General features: G+C 46.0%; 29 protein-coding genes and 1 pseudogene. 6 read left to right on the forward strand and 24 right to left on the reverse strand.

Annotated elements, in window-relative coordinates:
• Positions 1 to 55 precede the first annotated feature (55 nt).
• From KOY49_RS02890 to KOY49_RS05000, 9 genes are all read right to left on the reverse strand, one after another.
• On the reverse strand, positions 56 to 250 hold the full coding sequence (locus KOY49_RS02890) for a hypothetical protein (protein ID WP_232735922.1): 195 nt from the start codon (positions 248 to 250) through the stop codon (positions 56 to 58).
• A 124-nt stretch (positions 251 to 374) separates the two neighbouring features.
• Positions 375 to 569, reverse strand: a complete 195-nt coding sequence (locus KOY49_RS02895) for a hypothetical protein (RefSeq protein WP_232735923.1) — start codon at positions 567 to 569, stop codon at positions 375 to 377.
• A 185-nt stretch (positions 570 to 754) separates the two neighbouring features.
• A complete protein-coding gene (locus KOY49_RS02900) occupies positions 755 to 1,900 on the reverse strand; it encodes an ATP-dependent DNA helicase RecG (protein ID WP_232735924.1) in 1,146 nt (381 codons plus the stop codon).
• Positions 1,851 to 2,435, reverse strand: a complete 585-nt coding sequence (locus tag KOY49_RS02905; protein WP_232735925.1) for an OB-fold nucleic acid binding domain-containing protein — start codon at positions 2,433 to 2,435, stop codon at positions 1,851 to 1,853. The genes KOY49_RS02900 and KOY49_RS02905 overlap by 50 nt, the downstream gene beginning before the upstream one ends.
• Positions 2,436 to 3,191 (reverse strand): HAD-IIB family hydrolase, encoded by a 756-nt coding sequence (locus KOY49_RS02910; protein ID WP_178142960.1) that lies wholly within the window; start codon positions 3,189 to 3,191, stop codon positions 2,436 to 2,438. It abuts the gene before it with no gap.
• The gene (locus KOY49_RS04990; protein WP_269802121.1) at positions 3,191 to 3,322 is read right to left on the reverse strand and encodes a hypothetical protein; all 132 of its coding nucleotides are present in this window, start codon (positions 3,320 to 3,322) and stop codon (positions 3,191 to 3,193) included. Before KOY49_RS04990 ends, KOY49_RS02910 begins: the two co-directional genes overlap by 1 nt.
• Before the next feature lie 10 nt (positions 3,323 to 3,332).
• On the reverse strand, positions 3,333 to 3,857 hold the full coding sequence (locus tag KOY49_RS04995) for a tyrosine--tRNA ligase (protein WP_269802122.1): 525 nt from the start codon (positions 3,855 to 3,857) through the stop codon (positions 3,333 to 3,335).
• Positions 3,805 to 3,957, reverse strand: coding sequence for a hypothetical protein (locus tag KOY49_RS05435; RefSeq protein ID WP_376787511.1), 153 nt, complete (start codon positions 3,955 to 3,957; stop codon positions 3,805 to 3,807). The genes KOY49_RS04995 and KOY49_RS05435 overlap by 53 nt, the downstream gene beginning before the upstream one ends.
• Complete coding sequence (locus tag KOY49_RS05000; protein ID WP_269802123.1) at positions 3,902 to 4,417, reverse strand: tyrosine--tRNA ligase; 516 nt, start codon at positions 4,415 to 4,417, stop codon at positions 3,902 to 3,904. Before KOY49_RS05000 ends, KOY49_RS05435 begins: the two co-directional genes overlap by 56 nt.
• Positions 4,418 to 4,490: 73 nt before the next feature.
• Here KOY49_RS05000 and KOY49_RS02920 point away from each other — a divergent pair, with 73 nt between their 5' ends.
• The 3 genes from KOY49_RS02920 to KOY49_RS02930 are packed head-to-tail and all read left to right on the forward strand — an operon-like array spanning position 4,491 to position 7,153.
• Entirely contained in the window at positions 4,491 to 5,927 is a 1,437-nt protein-coding gene (locus tag KOY49_RS02920) for a transglycosylase domain-containing protein (protein ID WP_232735926.1), read from the forward strand.
• 52 nt (positions 5,928 to 5,979) lie between these two features.
• Entirely contained in the window at positions 5,980 to 6,255 is a 276-nt protein-coding gene (locus KOY49_RS02925; protein WP_232735927.1) for a hypothetical protein, read from the forward strand.
• Positions 6,248 to 7,153: a hypothetical protein gene (locus KOY49_RS02930; RefSeq protein WP_232735928.1), complete on the forward strand. Its 906-nt coding sequence runs from the start codon at positions 6,248 to 6,250 to the stop codon at positions 7,151 to 7,153. The genes KOY49_RS02925 and KOY49_RS02930 overlap by 8 nt, the downstream gene beginning before the upstream one ends.
• Before the next feature lie 5 nt (positions 7,154 to 7,158).
• Here the strand turns inward: KOY49_RS02930 and KOY49_RS05005 are convergent, their stop codons facing one another.
• The 13 genes and pseudogenes from KOY49_RS05005 to KOY49_RS02980 form a co-directional block, all read right to left on the reverse strand.
• Positions 7,159 to 7,287 (reverse strand): hypothetical protein, encoded by a 129-nt coding sequence (locus KOY49_RS05005; RefSeq protein WP_269802124.1) that lies wholly within the window; start codon positions 7,285 to 7,287, stop codon positions 7,159 to 7,161.
• On the reverse strand, positions 7,277 to 7,543 hold the full coding sequence (locus KOY49_RS02935) for a TRAM domain-containing protein (protein WP_332873940.1): 267 nt from the start codon (positions 7,541 to 7,543) through the stop codon (positions 7,277 to 7,279). The genes KOY49_RS05005 and KOY49_RS02935 overlap by 11 nt, the downstream gene beginning before the upstream one ends.
• Before the next feature lie 16 nt (positions 7,544 to 7,559).
• A complete protein-coding gene (locus tag KOY49_RS02940; protein ID WP_232735930.1) occupies positions 7,560 to 7,970 on the reverse strand; it encodes a PIN/TRAM domain-containing protein in 411 nt (136 codons plus the stop codon).
• An 11-nt stretch (positions 7,971 to 7,981) separates the two neighbouring features.
• Positions 7,982 to 9,331, reverse strand: coding sequence for a DNA repair protein RadA (radA, locus tag KOY49_RS02945; protein ID WP_232735931.1), 1,350 nt, complete (start codon positions 9,329 to 9,331; stop codon positions 7,982 to 7,984).
• Positions 9,331 to 10,314 carry a hypothetical protein gene (locus KOY49_RS02950; RefSeq protein ID WP_232735932.1) on the reverse strand — a complete coding sequence of 328 codons (984 nt, stop codon included), beginning with the start codon at positions 10,312 to 10,314 and terminating at the stop codon, positions 9,331 to 9,333. The genes radA and KOY49_RS02950 overlap by 1 nt, the downstream gene beginning before the upstream one ends.
• 56 nt (positions 10,315 to 10,370) lie before the next feature.
• Complete coding sequence (locus KOY49_RS05440; RefSeq protein WP_376787540.1) at positions 10,371 to 10,442, reverse strand: hypothetical protein; 72 nt, start codon at positions 10,440 to 10,442, stop codon at positions 10,371 to 10,373.
• 25 nt (positions 10,443 to 10,467) lie between these two features.
• Entirely contained in the window at positions 10,468 to 11,805 is a 1,338-nt protein-coding gene (locus KOY49_RS02955) for an AAA family ATPase (protein WP_232735933.1), read from the reverse strand.
• A gap of 6 nt (positions 11,806 to 11,811) precedes the next feature.
• Complete coding sequence (locus KOY49_RS02960; RefSeq protein ID WP_232735934.1) at positions 11,812 to 12,762, reverse strand: Clp protease N-terminal domain-containing protein; 951 nt, start codon at positions 12,760 to 12,762, stop codon at positions 11,812 to 11,814.
• Between the two features lie 40 nt (positions 12,763 to 12,802).
• Positions 12,803 to 13,297: a transcription termination/antitermination protein NusA gene (nusA, locus tag KOY49_RS02965; protein WP_232735935.1), complete on the reverse strand. Its 495-nt coding sequence runs from the start codon at positions 13,295 to 13,297 to the stop codon at positions 12,803 to 12,805.
• A 33-nt stretch (positions 13,298 to 13,330) separates the two neighbouring features.
• On the reverse strand, positions 13,331 to 13,465 hold the full coding sequence (locus KOY49_RS05010; RefSeq protein WP_269802125.1) for a hypothetical protein: 135 nt from the start codon (positions 13,463 to 13,465) through the stop codon (positions 13,331 to 13,333).
• A gap of 10 nt (positions 13,466 to 13,475) precedes the next feature.
• Positions 13,476 to 13,931: a NusA N-terminal domain-containing protein gene (locus tag KOY49_RS02970; protein WP_232735936.1), complete on the reverse strand. Its 456-nt coding sequence runs from the start codon at positions 13,929 to 13,931 to the stop codon at positions 13,476 to 13,478.
• Between the two features lie 118 nt (positions 13,932 to 14,049).
• A complete protein-coding gene (locus tag KOY49_RS02975) occupies positions 14,050 to 14,508 on the reverse strand; it encodes a GNAT family N-acetyltransferase (protein WP_232735937.1) in 459 nt (152 codons plus the stop codon).
• Positions 14,509 to 14,554: 46 nt separating this feature from the next.
• Positions 14,555 to 15,148 (reverse strand): annotated as a pseudogene (locus KOY49_RS02980) (HNH endonuclease family protein); the annotation flags it as partial.
• Positions 15,149 to 15,256: 108 nt separating this feature from the next.
• Between KOY49_RS02980 and KOY49_RS02985 the strand changes: the two are divergent.
• The 3 genes from KOY49_RS02985 (at position 15,257) to KOY49_RS02995 (ending at position 18,490) form a co-directional block, all read left to right on the forward strand.
• Positions 15,257 to 15,799, forward strand: a complete 543-nt coding sequence (locus KOY49_RS02985) for a hypothetical protein (protein ID WP_232735938.1) — start codon at positions 15,257 to 15,259, stop codon at positions 15,797 to 15,799.
• A 153-nt stretch (positions 15,800 to 15,952) separates the two neighbouring features.
• Positions 15,953 to 17,758, forward strand: coding sequence for a M1 family metallopeptidase (locus KOY49_RS02990; protein ID WP_232735939.1), 1,806 nt, complete (start codon positions 15,953 to 15,955; stop codon positions 17,756 to 17,758).
• A 591-nt stretch (positions 17,759 to 18,349) separates the two neighbouring features.
• Positions 18,350 to 18,490: a hypothetical protein gene (locus KOY49_RS02995; RefSeq protein WP_232735940.1), complete on the forward strand. Its 141-nt coding sequence runs from the start codon at positions 18,350 to 18,352 to the stop codon at positions 18,488 to 18,490.
• Between the two features lie 115 nt (positions 18,491 to 18,605).
• On the opposite strand, the gene KOY49_RS03000 is transcribed toward KOY49_RS02995, so the two are convergent.
• Positions 18,606 to 19,019 carry a YraN family protein gene (locus KOY49_RS03000; protein ID WP_232735941.1) on the reverse strand — a complete coding sequence of 138 codons (414 nt, stop codon included), beginning with the start codon at positions 19,017 to 19,019 and terminating at the stop codon, positions 18,606 to 18,608.
• Positions 18,967 to 19,158, reverse strand: a complete 192-nt coding sequence (locus KOY49_RS03005; protein WP_232735942.1) for a ribonuclease H family protein — start codon at positions 19,156 to 19,158, stop codon at positions 18,967 to 18,969. Before KOY49_RS03005 ends, KOY49_RS03000 begins: the two co-directional genes overlap by 53 nt.
• Between the last annotated feature and the right edge of the window lie 20 nt (positions 19,159 to 19,178).

The following is a 19,178-nucleotide window of genomic DNA, read 5'->3' on the forward strand; positions in this document are numbered from 1 at the left end:
CGGCCTGGTAATCGCATGCGCCATCCAAGCCGCCTCAAACGCTGCTCGCTCGGAATTATTTGTTCGCAGCGCTCGCGACTAAATTGCCAATATGTCCGTCAATCATCTCCAAAAGCGCAGTATCATTCGGATCGTCCGGATTTATAAAATGCCAAGGCTCATCCACAGCCGGACTCTTTCGCTTGACACCATCAGGACCATTCTTACCCTCAAAATGAAGAATGTTTTTAATATCAGGAAAAAACCACACCAATCAGGAAGAATTGGTTTCTATATTTCTCCTTGCGACTCGATCTATTTTTTGATGGACGCCAATAAATCGACCAGAGCCATCCCTAATTTGTTGTTCCTGCGTACATATTAATTTAAAACAGTTAATCGCTGATAGCGACTGACGGCATGCGCCAGATGATTATATTGTAGCAAATCTTGCCCCTCTTTGACAAAGCGTTCCAGCTTCGGTTTGAGCGCGAGCAATTAGCTGCCGTATCCGCCAGCGAAGCAATTTTCAAGTTCAAATCCCCGTGCTGCATTTTACCGTAAATCTCGCCAGGTCCACGCAATTTCAAATCAACCTCCGCCAAACAAAACCCATCCTGCGACTTCTCAATCTCCCCAAAGTCGTTGACTCGGCTTATCGTGGCCGCTCATCATCAAATGACAAAAACTCTGATGTTTCCCGCGCCCAACTCGACCGCGCAATTGATGCAACTGACTCAATCCAAAATTGTTCCGCATTTCCCTCAATCCAACATCACTTCATCGCATTCGGCACATTCACACCAACCTCAACCACAGTCGTACTGACCAACATATCCAGCTCACCGTCCGCAAACTTCTGCATCACTTCAGCTTTTTCTTCAGCAGGAAGCTTCCCGTGTAACAACCCAACTCGACGATGACTGAAAATAGTCTTGGACAATTTATTATATTCCGCCTCCACCGATTTCTTATCATTATCTGGATTATCGTCAATCAACGGACAAATAACGTAAGCTTGGCGACCTTTGGCTAGCTCATTTTCAATCGATTCGTAAAGCTTCGGAGCCGATGCTGGCGACCAAATCTTAGTCTGAATCGGCTGACGACCAGAGGGCAACTCGTCCAGAATGGAAATATCCAATTCTCCGTACAATGTCAGCGCCAAGCTGCGCGGAATTGGCGTGGCGGTCATACTTAAAAGATGCGGCATAAAATCAGATTTTTCTAACAAAGCTTGTCGTTGCTTCACGCCAAATCGATGCTGTTCGTCAATCACCGCAAATCCCAATTTATGATACGCAACTTTTTCCTGAATTAGCGCGTGCGTGCCGACCACAACGTCAATATTGCCGCTAGCCAAATTGTCCAATAATTGATTGCGCGCCACACCTTTCACGTGACCCGTCAGAAGCGCAACGGACACGCCAAATGGCGACAATAACTCGTCAAGCGTTTTCGCATGTTGCTGCGCCAAAATCTCTGTCGGCGCCATAATCGCCGTCTGAAAACCAGCCTTAGCCACTTCCGCAGCCACCAAACCCGCAACAACAGTCTTTCCCGAACCAACATCACCTTGCAACAACCGATTCATCGGATGATCAGACTCCAAATCTTGCAGAATTTGCCACGCAGCTCGACGCTGAGCGTTCGTCAAAGGAAACGGCAATTGATCGACGAAACTCTTCACGACCAACTCATAAAACGTCAACGCCGCCAACACGACATCGCCGTCCTTTTTCTCAATCGACGCAGACTCGCCAGTTAGCATACTTTCATTCAGCTCCAAGCCTTTCGACTCGATAACTTTCGCGTCCGCGGGCAATTCATCGCCAGCCTGAATAAGGATTTCATCGCCAATTTTAAGCTCATCATAACCGACCTCGACAAATTTTTGTCGCTGAATAATATTTTCCGGCAAAGTCTCGGGCAAAAAAATCCATAATTGGACGAATATTTTTCATCAAATCTTGCACGGTTTTCGGGCGGATAATTTTGATCGATTTATAAACCGGCTGAATTCCAGAAGCATTTCCAGCAGCAGCTTTAGCAACTTCTTTTGCCAACTCGACGGACGGATTATTGATTTGATAGCGATTATATTGCATACCAAATTGACCAGAAAAAATAAATTCTGCATCAGATTTTAATTGCGTTTCGCGGTACGGTTGATTGAACCAAACCGCCTTAACTTTGCCCGATTTATCCGCCAAAACCGCGGTCGTGATTCTAAGTCCACGCCGAACAATACGCGTCGAAACCGACTCGCAGCGCGCCTTAACCGTAACTTTTCCCGGCTGAAGATCTGCGATATTAACCGCGGTTGAATAGTCGTCATATGCTCGCGGTAAAAAATCCAAAGCGTCAGAAATCGTTTTAAGACCAGCCGCCGCTAGAGCCTGAGCAGTTTTCGGCCCGACGCCTTTAATTTGCTCGAGAGGAGTTGTTAGTTTCATCTACGAAACGGCGTTGATGCCTTCCAGAGCGTAAGCCGTATCTTCCCAGCCTCTCACGCCGATTGAATCTACGCCCATTTGCTTCACTGGAAAATCATTGCCGCCTTCTTCAATTTTGTCACCAAAGAACAGCGTTTCTTCTTTCGACCAGCCATTCAGTTCAAGCAACCTGCCAATTCCATAAGCCTTATCAATTCCCGGAAGCGTGATGTCAGTGCTGGTCGTACCACCAATTCGCACCTCAAGCCCAGGCAACTTCTCCGCCACCTTGTCGCGATATATCGGACGAACATCCTTATATTTTTCAGCCCACGCATATTTATCTTCAGGTGTAGCTTGCTGCCCCAAAGCCGACATAGTAATCTGGCTATGTCGATCTTCAATTATTTCACCCGCAGGATTCTCGCACCAAATGCCCATTTCCTTCGCAACTTCTTCCAATGCCGCGGTTATCTGAGTTTTTTGCTCGTCAGACAAATCGTTCGCATACTGAATTTTCCATTCATCATCGGCGGCGTCAAATCGATAATATCGAGTACCGCAAGTCGGCATCGCGTGGAACTTCTGAAGCAACTCCGGAGTAACATTCAACCTATCAATCACCTGCTTCTTTATCTGTTGAAACGTGCCGCCCGTAATCACGCAAACGTCATAATTCTCAAGCAATCGACTAAGAATCCCCGCCATACGATCGCTAATTGGCGATTTTGTAATTGCTAACGTGTCATCCAAATCAAAACCGATAATTTTCTTCATTATTCGTCCCCTTCCATAATTAATACGAATGTGTTTTTACCCTTCTTCAGTAGCGACGTGTCATTGACGACTTTATTTTCGGCAAGTTTTTCGCCGTTTAGGCTAATAGCTCCAGATTTTAACAATCGCATTGCTTCGCCGTTAGAGCCAACCGCACCAGAATCCTACCAACGCTCCAATCACATCAATTCCAGCATCAACGCAAGGAATTTCCTCAGCCAAAGCGCCTAAATCATCGTCCGACAATTTATTAAAATCGCCGCCACCAAACAAAACTTCAGTCACGCGCTCAACAGATTCACGACGCGCGCTACCGTGAACAATGTCAGTAACTTCACGAGCCAAAACCTTCTGCGCCGAACGAGCACCAGGATTAACAGCATGATTTTCAGCAATAGCCTCAATCGTATCGCGATCCAACATCGTAAATATCTTCATATATTCAATCGCGCTCTCATCATCAACATTCAGCCAGAATTGATAGAATTTATAGACGCTGGTTTTAACTTCATCAAGCCAAACCGCACCACCTTCAGATTTACCAAATTTACGACCAGTCGACTTATTGATAAGCAGCGGTGCAGTCATTGCGTAGACTTCGGTATTTTCTTTTTTACGAATCAAAATACACGCCGGATAATAAATTGCCCCATTGATCCGATCCACCAATTTGCAGATTCACGCCATATTGATTAAATAGATGCCAAAAATCATAACCCTGAAGCAAAGTGTAAGTGAACTCCGCAAAACTCAAAACCCTTACCATTATTAATGCGCGCCTTGAAAAATTCGCGGCTCACCAGAATCTGCCATATTGAAATTCTTACCGATATCGCGAAGCAATACGGCAACAATTCCAGCTCAGCCAGCCAGTCAGCGTTATCAACCAAAGTAAAATCTCGTCCAGCAAAGATTCGCGAAACTTGGGATTTTAAGGCTTGCTTATTATGCTCAATTTCCTCGTACGGAAGCAGATTCCGCTCTTCCGTATCGCGCATATCGCCAATCATTCCCGTGCCGCCGCCAACAAGCAAAAACACTTTATGTCCGCGCTCCAAAAAATGCCGAACCATCATATAAACTGCCAAATGCCCAACATGCAAGCTGTCCGCCGAAGGATCCGTCCCCAAATAGAGCGTGAAATTCTCCGAATCGATAAGTTTGTCGTCAGTAAATGTGGTCTGATTCCAGAATCCACGCCATTGTAATTCTTCTGATAATTTCATATCACTCCTTTTCTATATATTAGTATAGCAATTTTACAATTGAAGCGAAACATATGCGTGATATAATAGAATTGTGAAGAAAAAGACTACGATAAGCACCGCCGGACACGGCTCAAGCGATAAGAAATCTCCGTCAAAACGGATGAACTTATATGCCAATTTGGCGCAGAAACATAAGACTAAAAAAGACAAGGACGCGCGCGAACGAGCGGAATATTTGGCGACTTTACCAAAACATCCCGTAAAGCGGTTCTTTTATCGATTACATCCGAAGCGATTGGCGAAATATTGGTTCTCCAAACGCGGCGGACTGATGGCGCTGAAAATTCTTGGCGTCAGCATCTTGTTGATGTTACTACTTATCGGAGGAATGTTCGCTTACTTCCGTAAAGACCTCGATAAAATTCGCCCTGGTGAACTTGCTAAGCGCGTTCAAACGACCGTCACTAAATATTACGACCGCAATGACAATTTGCTTTGGGAAGATAAAGGCACAGGTAATTATCAATTGGTTGTCGAATCTGACCAGATTAGCGACTATTTGAAAAAAGCCACTGTCGCAATTGAAGACCGAAACTTCTACAATCACCACGGCATCAGTATTAGCGGCATGTTGCGCGCGATGCTCTCAACTGCTTCACGACGCCAAGTTCAGGGTGGATCGACTCTGACGCAGCAGCTAGTCAAGCAAGTCTTCTTCGCAGATGAGGCCGGCGATCGATCAATTAGCGGTATTCCTCGAAAGATCAAGGAAATCATTCTCGCAATTGAAGTCGAGCGCATGTACAGCAAAGACCAAATTCTGTCATTATACCTGAACGAATCTCCATACGGCGGTCGTCGCAACGGCGCAGAGTCTGCCGCTCAGACATACTTTGGTAAACACGCTAAAGATCTGACGCTAGCGGAAGCGGCGCTAATTGCTGGTATTCCACAGAATCCAACTTACTACAATCCATACAACACCGCTGGAAATAAAGCTTTGATTGCCCGACAACATACAGTTCTGGACTACATGGCTGAGCAAGGCGTTATTACCAAAGATGAGGCTGAAAAAGCTAAAAAGATTGACATCTTAAGCACACTTAAGCCGCAGACCGAACACTTGGAGAATATTAAGGCCCCTCACTTCCTATTGATGGTTCGCAATCAGTTGAGTAAAGAGCTTGGCGAATCAGTCGTTGGACGCGGTGGATTGACGATTAAAACCACCCTCGACTGGCGAATTCAGGAAAAACTTGAAAATGAGATGAAGTCATTCTTTGCAACGGGTCGACCAGATTCTGTACGAATTAGTAACGGCGCCGCAACAATCGAAGACGTTCAGACTGGACAAATCGTAGCACTTGTTGGTAGTCGCGACTTTAATTACACTGGCTTCGGTCAGGACAACGCCGCAGTTTCCTATATCCAGCCAGGCTCCACGATTAAGTCGCTTGTCTTTGCTCAACTATTCGACAAACACGACAGCAAGCAAGCATACGGTAGCGGCACAGTCTTAGCCAGATGAAAATATCGATAAACTATACGGCGCAACTCTAAGAAACTGGGACAATAAGTTTATGGGCGCCATCAATATCCGAAGAGCGCTAGCCCTATCCCGAAACGTCCCAGCCATTAAAGCCGCTTACATCGTTGGCGACGGATCCGCTAAACCAGTCGTCGAGGGAATCCGCAGGATGGGCGATCCTAACTATTGCCGCCAGGAAGAAAATGCCGGCGGTTACGGACTCGGTGCAGCAATTGGCGCATGTGGAACCAAACAGACAGAATTAGTAAACGCCTACTCAACATTGGCGCGAATGGGAGTCCAAAAAAAAAGTCTCAAGCGTGATTGAAGTAAAAAACAGCCAAGGCGAAACTCTGAAAAAATGGAAAGATGAAGGCAAGCAAGTTATCGACTCGCAATCAGCATACATCGTGAACGACATCTTATCCGACAGAACTCCTGGACTTCACGGCTGGATGGGCGTCAATGGCGTTCGAACCTCCGCAAAGACCGGTACATCGGACAAAGGCTCGCAACCAAAAGACCTCTGGATTATCAACTACAGCCCAGCTCTAGTCATGGGAATGTGGCTCGGAAACTCCGACACTAGCGTGATTGGTACATCAGCTTCTAACTACGGAATGCCGGTGATTAGAAAGGTTATGGAGTTCGCCCACACCCAAGTTTACGCCAAGGAAGGCAAATGGAAGTCAGGTCAATGGTATGAGCGACCAAGCGGAATCCAGACTGTCAACGGTGAGCTCTACCCATCATGGTGGAATAAGAGACAAAGTCAATCTACAGAGAAAATCACCTTCGACAAAGTCTCCAAGAAAAAGGCAACAAACTGCACTCCGGATGGCGCAAAGGAAGAGATTGAAGTGACAAAGATTATCGATCCTTTGACTAAGAAAGAATCAATCACCGTTCCTTCAGGCTACGACGCAAACGCAGAAGATAACGTTCACAAGTGCGACGACACTAAACCGCAAATTGGAGCAATATCATACACCAACAGCGGTAAGAAATATACGATAAACGTCGACGTCACAGCAGGAACTTCAGGCTTATCGGCAATCGAAATTACCGAGGATGGAAAGAGTATTAAGAGTTCAGAAATTACTTCAAGCGGCAAGCAGACCGCCACAGTAGAACTTGATACGACAGGAGCACACACAGTTTCTGTAACCGTAAGAGACTCTGCATATTACACCGCCACTTCAACCGGCAGCATTCAAGTTCACTAAATAAACTATTGTTTATTCACCAAATTAATCAGCTCAGCCTCGTGTTGAGCTGATGTTTTTGAGCGACCATTTGTGCGCTTTTTTAGGAACACTAGCCTTCCTCGCTTTACAGGTTTTTTCTGTTCAACCAACAAGCTTCGCAAACATCATTTTTCCAGCGTCAGTCTGCAAGCTTCGGATAATCTCAATCTTCTTCGTTTGCCCAATGTAGCGCTTGGCGTTCTCAACAACCACCATCGTTCCATCTTTCAAATAGCCAACCGCCTGATGAGAATCTTGCCCCTTCTGCGACAGCTCCAAATCCAGCTCGTCACCAGGCAAATAACTCATCCTCAAACTTTTAGCCAGCTCATTGATATTCAAAACCTTAACGCCGTCAACTTGCGCCACCTTATTCAAATTATAATCAAGCCGTCAACACTGCCACATCCATCTCCTTCGCCAATTTCAACAAGCGAGAATCCACGCCTTCCGGCACGCGAATATTGTCGTCATATAGCTCAAATGAAGACTTCAAAATATCCTTAAGCTCCTTCACGACATCCATGCCGAATCGCGCCCTTTCACGCTTGTCATGGTCTGCGCCGTCGGCTAATAATTGCAATTCTGTCAATACACTCCTCGGCACAATAATTTTGCCCAGCAGAAATCCAGTCTTCGCTAGCTCAGTCACTCGCCCATCCATGAGTACTGACGTGTCGACCAAAATCGGCGCCGCGCCCACTGACGAATTTCGTCGCGGTTTCGCCAAGAAATAAACCTCAGCCGCCAAGCCAAGCAACATTATAATTATTATCAATCCGTAAAAATCTTTCATTTTTTCCCTTTCTATTGTAAATAGTCAATCAGCGCCTGTCGCATATCGCTGACGCCTTTTATAAATTTATCTTTATGAACTTTCGGCGCAATCGCATAAGTGAAGCCCAGCTTCTTCGCCTCTTTAATTCGAGCTTGCCAATTCGTCGCCGAGCGAACCTCGCCGCCCAAACCAATCTCGCCAAACACTACGGCGCCTTCGTCCAGACTTCGCCCAGCACTAGCGCTAGCAATCGCCATCGCCACAGCCAAATCAGCAGCTGGATCATTCAGCTTCAAACCGCCAACCACATTGACATAAATATCTTTGTCCGCCAATTTCAACTTTGTTCGCTTCTCCAAAACCGCCACCAACAAATTCAATCGATTCAAATCAAAACCACTCGCCGTGCGCTTAGGATAGCCAAAATTCGTCGGATTAACTAGCGCCTGAATTTCCACCAAAAGCGGACGTGCGCCTTCCATGGTCGCCAGCACAATTGACCCATCCAGATTCTGACGCTCCGCCAGAAGTTCCGCCGACGGATTCTTCACGATTCTTAATCCCTGCTCGTCCATCTCAAAAATTGCCGCTTCATTAGTCGAACCATATCGATTCTTCTGTGCCCGAACAACTCGAAAACCGCCATATCGATCGCCCTCAAAATTCAGCACAACGTCCACCAAATGCTCCAATATCTTCGGACCAGCAATCGAGCCCTCTTTGGTAACGTGACCAACCAAAATCACCGCCGTGCCCGAAGCTTTGGCGGCACGAATAATTACATTTGACGAGTTGGTGATCTGACTAACCGACCCCGGAGCTGAGGAAATCTCGCTGAGAGAAATTGTCTGAACCGAATCGACAATCGCCAGATCATATCCGCCTTGCTGAATTGACGCCGCAATATCTTCCGCGCTATTACTGGACGCCAGCTGCATTTTTTCCGAATCAGCCGCACCCAAACGCTCCGCACGAAGCTTCACTTGAGAAACCGACTCCTCGCCGCTTACATATAACACCGATTTTGACTTGGCAATATGTGCCGCAACTTGCGCCAAAAGCGTACTTTTCCCGATTCCTGGCTGACCCGCAACCAACACCACGCCGCCAACCAGAAAACCACCACCCAAAACAGCGTCCAAATCGTCAATTCCAGTACTTAATCTTTCTAACCCAGACTCAGAGGCAGCTTCACGAATGCTAGACGTTTTCAAGACTTTACCGCGCCCAGCAGATTTATCGACAACAGATGACCCGCCAGAAGAAACGACCTGCTCGACTAGCGAATTCCATTCCCCGCAATTTTCACACCTGCCAGCCCACTTTGAAAAACTAGCCCCGCACTGCTGACAAACAAATTGACTTCGAGCTTTCGCCATTATTTCGCCCCCTCCAAACTATCCAAACTTTTATTCAATTCATCAATCTGCACACCCAATTCCCTGAGCCGCAAAACATCAGAATTGTAAGAATTGATCTCAGAATTCAAATTGGCACGCCTTTCGTTCAATTCCGAGAGTTCCGCCTTCAAAGCATTGGCGCTGACTATAAAAATCACTCTCCGAGACAAAAATCCGCCACTAACGCCCGCTCGCCGATTAAAGTCCGCCACGCGACCATTATAATCCGCCAAATCAGTTGAATATTGCGATAATTCTCTGTTCAATTTTTCCTTCCGGACCTTCAACGACTCACTCAACTTCTGCGCTTCATTTTCTCTGGACTCAAATTTTTCTTGATATTGCGCGTGCAATTTCACGACTTCGGATCTATCAGTAAAATACCGTCGATAATATTCTTCCAGCTCGTCGCCCAAATCGGCAAATTCCGTCCCTAAAATCGAATGCAACTCGTTAGCTCTCGTTCCAGGTTGCGCACGATCATAATACTCCATTCGCTCGGACAATTTCTTATTTTTCACATTATTATAAGCCTGCTCCAAAAGCTCGCTCAAATGAGATTTTTCCGACGCACCCAACCTTTCCCAAGCAGCGTGCAGCATCTCATGCGCCGCCGTCACTTCCTTCACGCCATCAAGCTCAGAATTGGTCACGTTATAAATATAAATATCCCTAGACGACGGATTGTAACAACCCAAAATCGCATTTCCCTTTTCCACACGACGGCAATCTTCATTAAATTCGTTCGCCGATTTGATTTGCGGATTAGAAACATAGAACATTTTTCTGCCAACACCCGACATCTTTACGCGATCAGCAATAGCGACAATTTCCGCACTCGGCTTATATTGCCACAGCGTAATCTCGTCAATAATTTGCTGACGATTCACCATCACAAAAACCGCAGCAGAAAGTACAATTATCGGCGTGAGGACGCTGAATATTTTACGCACGATTGACATTAATCACCACCTTATCATTATCAATTTTAGCCTCCAGCGTGTCGCCAGATTTTGCTTTATTGGACAATAAAACATCGCTCCAGCGGATCCGCCAACTCCGACTGAATTGTTCGCCTTAAAACTCGCACGCCGCGCTGCTCGTCAAAACCCCGATCAATCCAACCAACGCTTCGCCGAAAAAGTAATATCAAGCGTCATTCCATGTTGAGCAACAGCCTTGACCAAATCAGACGTGAGATTGTCAAAAATCTTTCGCACGACCGAACGAGACAGCGGCTTAAATGTAATCACGTTATCAAATCTGCCAATCAATTCTGGACGCAAAAACTCCTCAAGCTCACGCAGAGCGGCACGCGAATTTTTCTCGTGACGATTTTCGCTAGCCGACTTTTTCTGCCCAGACGCGCCAAATCCCAGCTCCGAATCCTGAATCATTTGCTCGGCGCCGACGTTGCTCGTCAAGATGATAATCGTCTGCCGAAAACTCACCGTTCGCCCGTGAGAATCGCTCAACTTGCCGTCCTCCAAAATCTGCAAAAGCAAATTCAGAACGTCAGGATGCGCCTTTTCAATCTCATCGAACAACACCACGCTATACGGTCGACGACGAACTTTATCCGTCAATTTCCCGCCATCCTCATAGCCAACATAACCAGCCGGCGCACCAACAAGCCGACTAGCCGTGTGACGCTCGGAAAACTCGCTCATGTCAATTTTAATCAAGCTATCATCGCCGCCAAAAACTTCCCGCGCCAGAACTCGTGCCAATTCCGTCTTACCAACTCCAGTCGGACCCAGAAAGATAAACGACCCAAGCGGCCCACTCTGACGATTTAGCCCAGCTTTATTGCGACGAATCGCACGCGCCAGTTGCTCAATCGCTTCATTCTGACCAAGAACGCTCTGACTCAGTCGCTTCTCCAGGCGAATCAAATCCTTCATCTGATTCAACGATAATCTGTCAATCGGAATATTCGTCATTGCCGAAACCGCTCGACGCAAATATTCATCAGTCAACACCGGCTCATCACTGGCTTCATCTTTCAGCGCTTCGGCTTGCAATTCCAATTGCCTCATTTGCATCTTAAATTCTGCGGCTTTTTCATAATCCTCAGCCTCGACCGCGGCATCAATTTTTCCAGCCAATCGCTTAATTTGGCGAGCCAACTTGTCCTTACGCGACAATTTTATTGGCGAGCTAGACTTCAATAAACTCGCCGCCTCGTCAATCACGTCGATCGCTTTATCTGGCAAAAATCGCTCCGTCACGTAACGCTGACTCAAATCCACCGCCTCAGTCAGCATTTCGTCAGGAATCTGAACTTGATGATGCCTTAGGCTAAATTTTCCTCTCAAACCTCGCATCATCTCCACCGCCTCTTCTGGCGACGGCTCATTGACCGTCACCGACTGGAAGCGCCGTGACAACGCAGCATCTTTTTCGATATGTTTTCGATATTCATCAAACGTCGTCGCGCCAATCAGTCGCACCTCGCCTCACGACAACGCTGGCTTCAATACATTCGCCGCATCCATCGAGCCTTCAGCCGAACCAGCGACAACAAACAAAGGCAACCCATCAATAAACAAAATAACTTCCTGATGTGCTTTTTTGGCGACCGCCAGAACTTTTTGCAAACGCTCCTCAAATTGCCCGCGATATTTCGTCCCAGCAATCATCGCCGTCAAATCCAATTGAAAAAGTCGCTTGCCCTTCAAAAAATCGGGAACTTTATTATCAGCAATACCCCGCGCCAAACCCTCAACGACCGCAGTTTTACCGACGCCAGGTTCGCCAATCAGCGCTGGATTATTCTTACTACGCCGACCTAAAATCGTGATCATTCGCTGAATTTCCGACGCTCGACCAATCACCGGATCCAAAAATCCTTCGCTAGCACGCCGCGTCAAATCGACACCGAATTTCTCCAAAACTCGCAAATCGCCAGAATTTTTACTCGCCGCACTGCGCTCACTCTGCAGAGATTCAAATTGCTGTTTATCAAACACATCTTCCAAACTTCCACGCAGATTGTCAATGTCAACATTCATATCTCGCAGCAATTTAGTCGCTCGCGCCTCGTGCTGCTGCAACATTCCATAAACAATGTGTTCTGTGCCAATTTTTTCCTGCCCAAATTCAACCGCCAATTGCCAAGCAATTCTTATCAATTCAACAACTTCAGCGCTCAAACCCTTACTTACAATCGTAATCACCAGCGGCTTTGCGGTCAGGTTCAACGCCATTTCCGCACGATCCAAAGTTACGCCGTTTTCCGCCAAAATCTTTGCGCCTAGCGACGAATTCTGCGCCAACACACCAAGCAAAATATGCTCCGTGCCAACATATTCACTCCCCTCATTATGCGCCAGAAAACCAGCCCGCCCCAAACTGGCCCGAGCCGTTTCCGTCAGCCGAGGTTCTAATTCAGAAAAATCTTCTGACATATCGCCCTCCTTTCGTTTTCGGCGATTCGCAGAAGGCAGCTTATTCCGCCACCTCCTCAACTACGCTCATCAAGCTATCCTCAATATTCTTTCGAGGTTTTGGCTCTGCCTTAACAGGAGCTTTTGCTTCGATGTCTAACTCATAGCCAGTCAATCGACTTGCCAAGCGAACATTCTGTCCAGCGCGACCAATTGCTATCGACTGCTGATCTTCGCTAACATAAACCGTCGCACGCTTCTCATCTTCATTGACAGTCACACTCAAAACCTCTGCCGGGCTCATCGCATTAGCAATAAATCCAGCCGCATCTTCCTCGTATGGAATAATGTCAATTTTTTCCTGCTCGCCAATTTCATTCATCACAGCCTGAACGCGGGCGCCGTGACCACCAACAAACGTACCAACTGGATCAACGCCAGGTAGAGCTGAAGAAACCGCCAATTTGGTTCGGCGACCAGCTTCGCGAGCAATTGCCTTAATCTCAACCGCACCAGTTTCCATCTCTGGAACTTCTTGATTGAACAAGAATCGCAAACAAACTCTTCGTTACCGCGGCTAAGAATCAACTCACGAACCGCGACCTTCGCGCTCAATATCCTTAATATAAACCTTAATTCGACGACCAACGCCGTAATATTCCGCCAGGAATTTGCTCACTCTGAGGTACATAATTCCGACAGCCTTGCCAAACTCAACTCGCACAACGCGAGGCTCAACTCGCTGAACCGTACCGGATAACAACCGTACCGATTTTATCTTCAAATTCCGCCAAAACAACTTCACGCTCAGCCTCGCGCAAACGCTGCAAAATCACCTGCTTAGCAGTCTGAGCAGCAACTCGACCAAAAGTCGTCACGTTATGAGTTTCCATCACAACTTCACCGCCAAGTTCAGCCGCAGGATCTATCTCCTTAGCTTCCTCTAGGTCGATTTGATTGGCGTCATTCTCAACTTCTTCAACAACAGTTTTAACAACCGACACGACAGCCGTACCGTTATTGATATTCAAGCTTGCGCGAACCAACTGATCACGCGTGCCATTATCACGACGCCAAGCCGCCGCAATCGCCTGCTCAATCACGCTCAAAACTGTTTCTTCTGGCAAGTTTTTTTCCTCAGCAATCGTACGCACTGCCAACGTCAACTGCTTAATATTCAAATCTTCCATTTTACATTCTCCTTCTTATTAATTATATCTTTTTCCGTCTCAAACTTCCATAAACGAAAAACTCCGACCTGCCGGCCGGATGAGTACTTTCTCATTGTATTAAAAATTTTTCATTTTGTCAATTTACTTTCTTCCGCCATAAAGACAAACGTCCATTAGTGGCTGGAGCTACGCACTTAAAGCCAATTTGTTGGTAAAATCCTTCAGCAGATCGCAGAGATTCCAGTTCCATAATGCGCGCGATTGGAAATTCACCGCCCAAAGCCTCAATTGCCATTCGTCCAATTCCACGTTTACGCATCTCTTCTTTGACAAAAAGATCTTCTACTGTGATCTTATCTCCATCGAAACAGACAGTCATAAGCCCAGATGATGATTCCTTGCCCGGAACATCAATAGAAAAAACATCGCTACAATAATAGGCGCCCATGCCTGCCACATAAGACGCTAGTTCTTTCTTTGGGCAATCTCCTACAGAAGAGCATCCTAATATAAACTCAAGATAAGCCGAAACAGCACGATCTAATGCTATGTCATCATTTACAGACAACTTGGTTAAATTTACTTCAGGATTCACTCTGAAACTTTAACATAAAAAATATGTTTTGTCAATTTACTTCCACGCACTTTTCCAGAATTCCCGACATCGCGCTTTTTTCAGCTTCCGTTACCCATAAGCGATATTTTCGTTTCACAGCCACTTGTCGCGCAATATATTGGCACCTAAAAGATTTATTGCTCGGTAGCCAAGTTGCCGCGTCGCCGTCGCCTTTAGCTTGATTTGCTGGACCGTCAACCGCCAACAGATTTAACGGATCATTCGCCAATTTCTCTCGTTCTTCCGGAGAAATTTGCTGCGCGCCCTTTTGCCAAGCATCGCTCAAAGCCACGACGTGATCAATCTGAACCTTAGAACTAGATTTTTCACCACGCTGAAATTGAATTACTTGACCAGTGTACGGATCATTCAACACACCCGACAAAACTCGACATTTTTCGTCAATTTTCTCATCCATCAAATCTCGCGCCAGAATCACTTCCCGCACAGAGCAGCCGTTAATTTTACCCCAGCCGTTGCCGAATTGCTTTCTGGAATAACCAGTCTTTGGCGCACGCCCTTTAACTTCTATCTTTTCCAATTCCGATTTCGCATCCGAAGCACCAAATAATTCTCGTTGCGTTGAAGTTTGAATTGTCTGAGGTTCAGGTTGTGAAATTCGCGAAGCCCAAACCCCCACACCGACCAGCCAAAAGAACCACCAGCACAACCACCACTTGCCGACGTCGTATTTTATTCACCCTCATGACTGTATTATAATTAAACTATGACTAAAGTTCCACGCCTACTCGACACATTCACACCAAATCATTACAACCTAACTCTCGATTTAACACGCGCCGAGGAAAAAGAATTTTCTGGCACAGTTATCATTTCTGGCGAGTCCACCAGCGAATCAATTTCGCTACACTCCAAAGGCTTAACAATTCAATCAGCCACAATCGACAATCAGCCCGCCGACGTCTCATTTGGTGAGTTTGACGAATTGAGATTATCCCAGCCGAACCTTGAAAACGGAAAACACACAATTCACATCAATTTTTCTGGAAATATCACCGACGCAATGCACGGTTTGTATCCTTGCTATTTCACTCACGACGGCGTTAAAAAACAGCTTTTCGCAACTCAATTTGAATCACACCACGCCCGCGAAGTTTTCCCTTGCGTTGATGAACCAGCCGCCAAAGCTGAATACGATTTGACACTAATAACTCGCCCAGAAATAACAGTTTTGGGAAATATGCCCGTAAAAAAGCAGAAGAAAATGGCGATTCTCTCACGACGACATTTGAGAAAACACCACGAATGAGCAGTTATCTTCTAGCCTTCGTCATCGGTGAATTGCACAAAAAATCCGCTCGCACCAAATCTGGCGTCGAGGTCAACATCTGGGCAACACCAGCTCAGAATGAAAATACATTAGATTTTGCGGTAGACATCGCCACTCGATCAATCGATTTTTATGACGAATATTTCGGCGTCAAATATCCATTGCCAAAATCCGACCACGTCGCCCTTCCCGATCTTTTCCTCTGGCGCCATGGAAAACTGGGGATTAATTACTTACCGCGAAAGCTGTTTGCTTGCGGACCCAGAATTGACTCCAGAATCATCCAGGCGCTTCATTGCCACGGTTATCGCGCACGAACTCAGCCATCAATGGTTCGGCAATTTAGTTACCATGCAGTGGTGGAACGACTTGTGGCTCAACAAAAGCTTCGCCAATATGATGGAATATGTAGCAATTGACGCGCTCCAGCCGGATTGGCATATGTGGGAAGATTTTGCCACGAATGAAGTAACGGCCGCACTCAGACGCGACAGCTTGGACGGCGTTCAATCAGTTCAAGCCGACGTCAATCATCCAGACGAAATCAGCACTTTGTTCGACCCAGCAATTGTTTATGCTAAGGGCGGACGGCTGCTTGTTATGGTTAGAAAACTTATCGGCGAAGAGGCGTTTCGCGCCGGTCTTAAATCGTATTTTGAAAAATTCGCGTATAAAAACACAGTCGGAAATGATTTATGGCAAGAATTAGAATCAGCGAGCGGTCAGCCAATCGTCAATCTAATGAACGCTTGGATTTCCCAACCTGGCCTTCCTGTCGTATCAGTTTCAAGCAGTCACGACGCGGCGATTTTAAGTCAGGAACGATTCTTCATCGGCGAACACCAACCATCCGACGCGTTATGGCCGATTCCATTATTCGCAAACCAACCACTTGACGTAAAAATCTTGGATCAAAAAGAAACCACCGTTTCTATTGAAAAGCCATTGCAATTAAACTGCGGCTTAAGCGCCCACTTCGTCACCAAATATGACGAATCCACTCGCGAATATTTATTGAAAAACATTACAGAATTGCCAACCTTGGATAAGATTTGCATCTTACAGGACGCGACAATACTCGCCCGCGCTGGATTTGAAAACTCGGCGTCACTACTTCCATTGGCATTGTCGCTAAAAACCGAAACCAACGAAAAAGTCTTCGGTATGGCGGCTGGCGCCTTGACGGAACTGCGAAAATTCGTCGATGACAATGACGCCGCCAGAGATTCATTAAAGCGAATTTCTGGAGAATTTGCGCGCGCCACATTTGAGGAATTGGGCTGGGATGAAAAAGCTGGCGAATCGGACGACGACCGCGAACGGCGCACCACGGCTTTGAGTTTGATGATGTATAGCGAAGATAAAGAAGTTTTGAACGAGGCAAAAACGCGTTTTGACAATAATAAATTGGAAGACTTACCGACAGAAATTCGAGCTTTAATTATCAGCGCAAACGTGAGACATTTCGAGACGCCAGAGATGATTGAAAATCTCTTTGCCACATATAAAAACACGCCGTCAAATGACCTGCAGAATGATATTGCAATTGGACTAACTTCCACCAAAAACCCTGAAACAGCAGAAAAAATTCTTGCCAACATTAAAGATTCCAATATTATCCGCCCGCAAGACGCCAGCCGTTGGTTTGTGTATTTGATTCGGACCAGAGAAAGCCGCCAGATTGCGTGGAATTGGCTGAAAGAAAACTGGGCGTGGGTCGAAGATACGTTTGGCGAAGATAAAAGCTACGACGATTTCATTCGCTATGCAGCCACAGCCCTACTAACGACCAACGAACTTAACGATTTTCAACAATTCTTTGAACCGATGGAAAATATTCCAGCCCTAGCCAGAACGATTAAGCTGGGAATTACCGAAATATCAGCACGCGTCGAGCTGATTGAGCGAGATAAAGAGGCGGTTATTTCCGCGGTGTAAATAATTTGGTCGCATTATTTTGCGGTTTTTGACAAAATCTATTGACATTTTATTATATTAGTGGTATAAATGAGTACAGCTTTTGTTGATAGAACAAATGTTTTGTCCGAAAGCGCACCTTAAAAAGCCAGTCATTGCAGGATGAGACACTATGTCTTGATTTAAAAAACATCAAAAAAAGATAGGATCTAAGACTGCACTGAAGAAAAAGTGCGCTCACCACAGCCGACCATTATCAGAACAGCCGAAAGGAACGATAACAACAATGCGTCACGAAAGAAAATCTCCGATAAGCATCCAAACCCAGAAAACACCGAGGCAATCCCCGAGAATACGCAAATTCTTGAATTGGAGAAGTTGTATCAACGCTGAATACCTACCGAAAAATCAGAATCTTTAGCGACCACCTATAGGGCGACGACGAATATCACCACCAGGAAAAACACAAATAAAAGAAGATAGCGGAAGCCCTTCGAAATCTACTGGAATCTATCCGCCATAATCGGCCCAGAACAGTCATTCGAGAAACTACAAGGAAAGATCAACGAGATGCTGGGCGCAGTCTCATCCATAGCGGAAGAGGAGTCGTCTATGTCTGATTGGCCAGGATGCTACTGGATCCAGTACTGGAAATTCCTGCATGATCTGAGAGATCTCATCACAACGGAAGTTCCCTTGTATCAGGCGAGCAACCTTGCTATCGCCAAAAAGCTTGCTGAGCTTGCGGATTAATTCGCAAGCAGAATGTACGATGAAGCAAACTTACTCTTCGCCACGATTGCCTTGTCGTACATTCCCTATGATTAATACACTTAACGTTAAAGAGTCCTCATTCGGGGCTGATACCCTATTCCAACACTACACACTCTTCAACTACGGGCGGATTTCCATCAACAGAAATTGCCAGCATTTGCATATCACAGCTTTCATATTGCGCATTTTTGGCAATGAATATTTCAGCAGCAAAACGCATTTGTTGCTGTTTTTTATTTGTAATTGCCGCCAAGCCATCGCCGAAATTGTCATTTTTACGATATTTGACCTCTGTAAAATATAAAACATTATCTTTTTTACTAACAATATCAATTTCGCAATACCGCGTCCGCCAATTCCGTTCTATAATCTCATGACCATCAGCCACCAACCAATCCGCCGCCGCTTGCTCACCCTTATCGCCAATTTGACGCGTCGTGTCTTTTTGCTGGTTTTTAGACCTTTCCGTCGTCAGATGTATTCTGCGAATTCGCCTCAACATTAGCATATTTAGCCAACGGCGCAAAACTCAGCCGATGTAGCGGAGTTACGCCCAGATTATCAATAGCCGCTCGGTGCTTTGCCACACCATAACCAACGTGCGAAGAAAAATCATATCCCGGATAAACATCATCATGATCCGCCATAAGAATTTATCACGAGCCAC

The sequence above is a fragment of the Candidatus Minimicrobia vallesae genome, assembly GCF_018866205.1.
Taxonomy (GTDB): Bacteria; Patescibacteriota; Saccharimonadia; order Saccharimonadales; family Saccharimonadaceae; genus Nanosynbacter; species Nanosynbacter vallesae.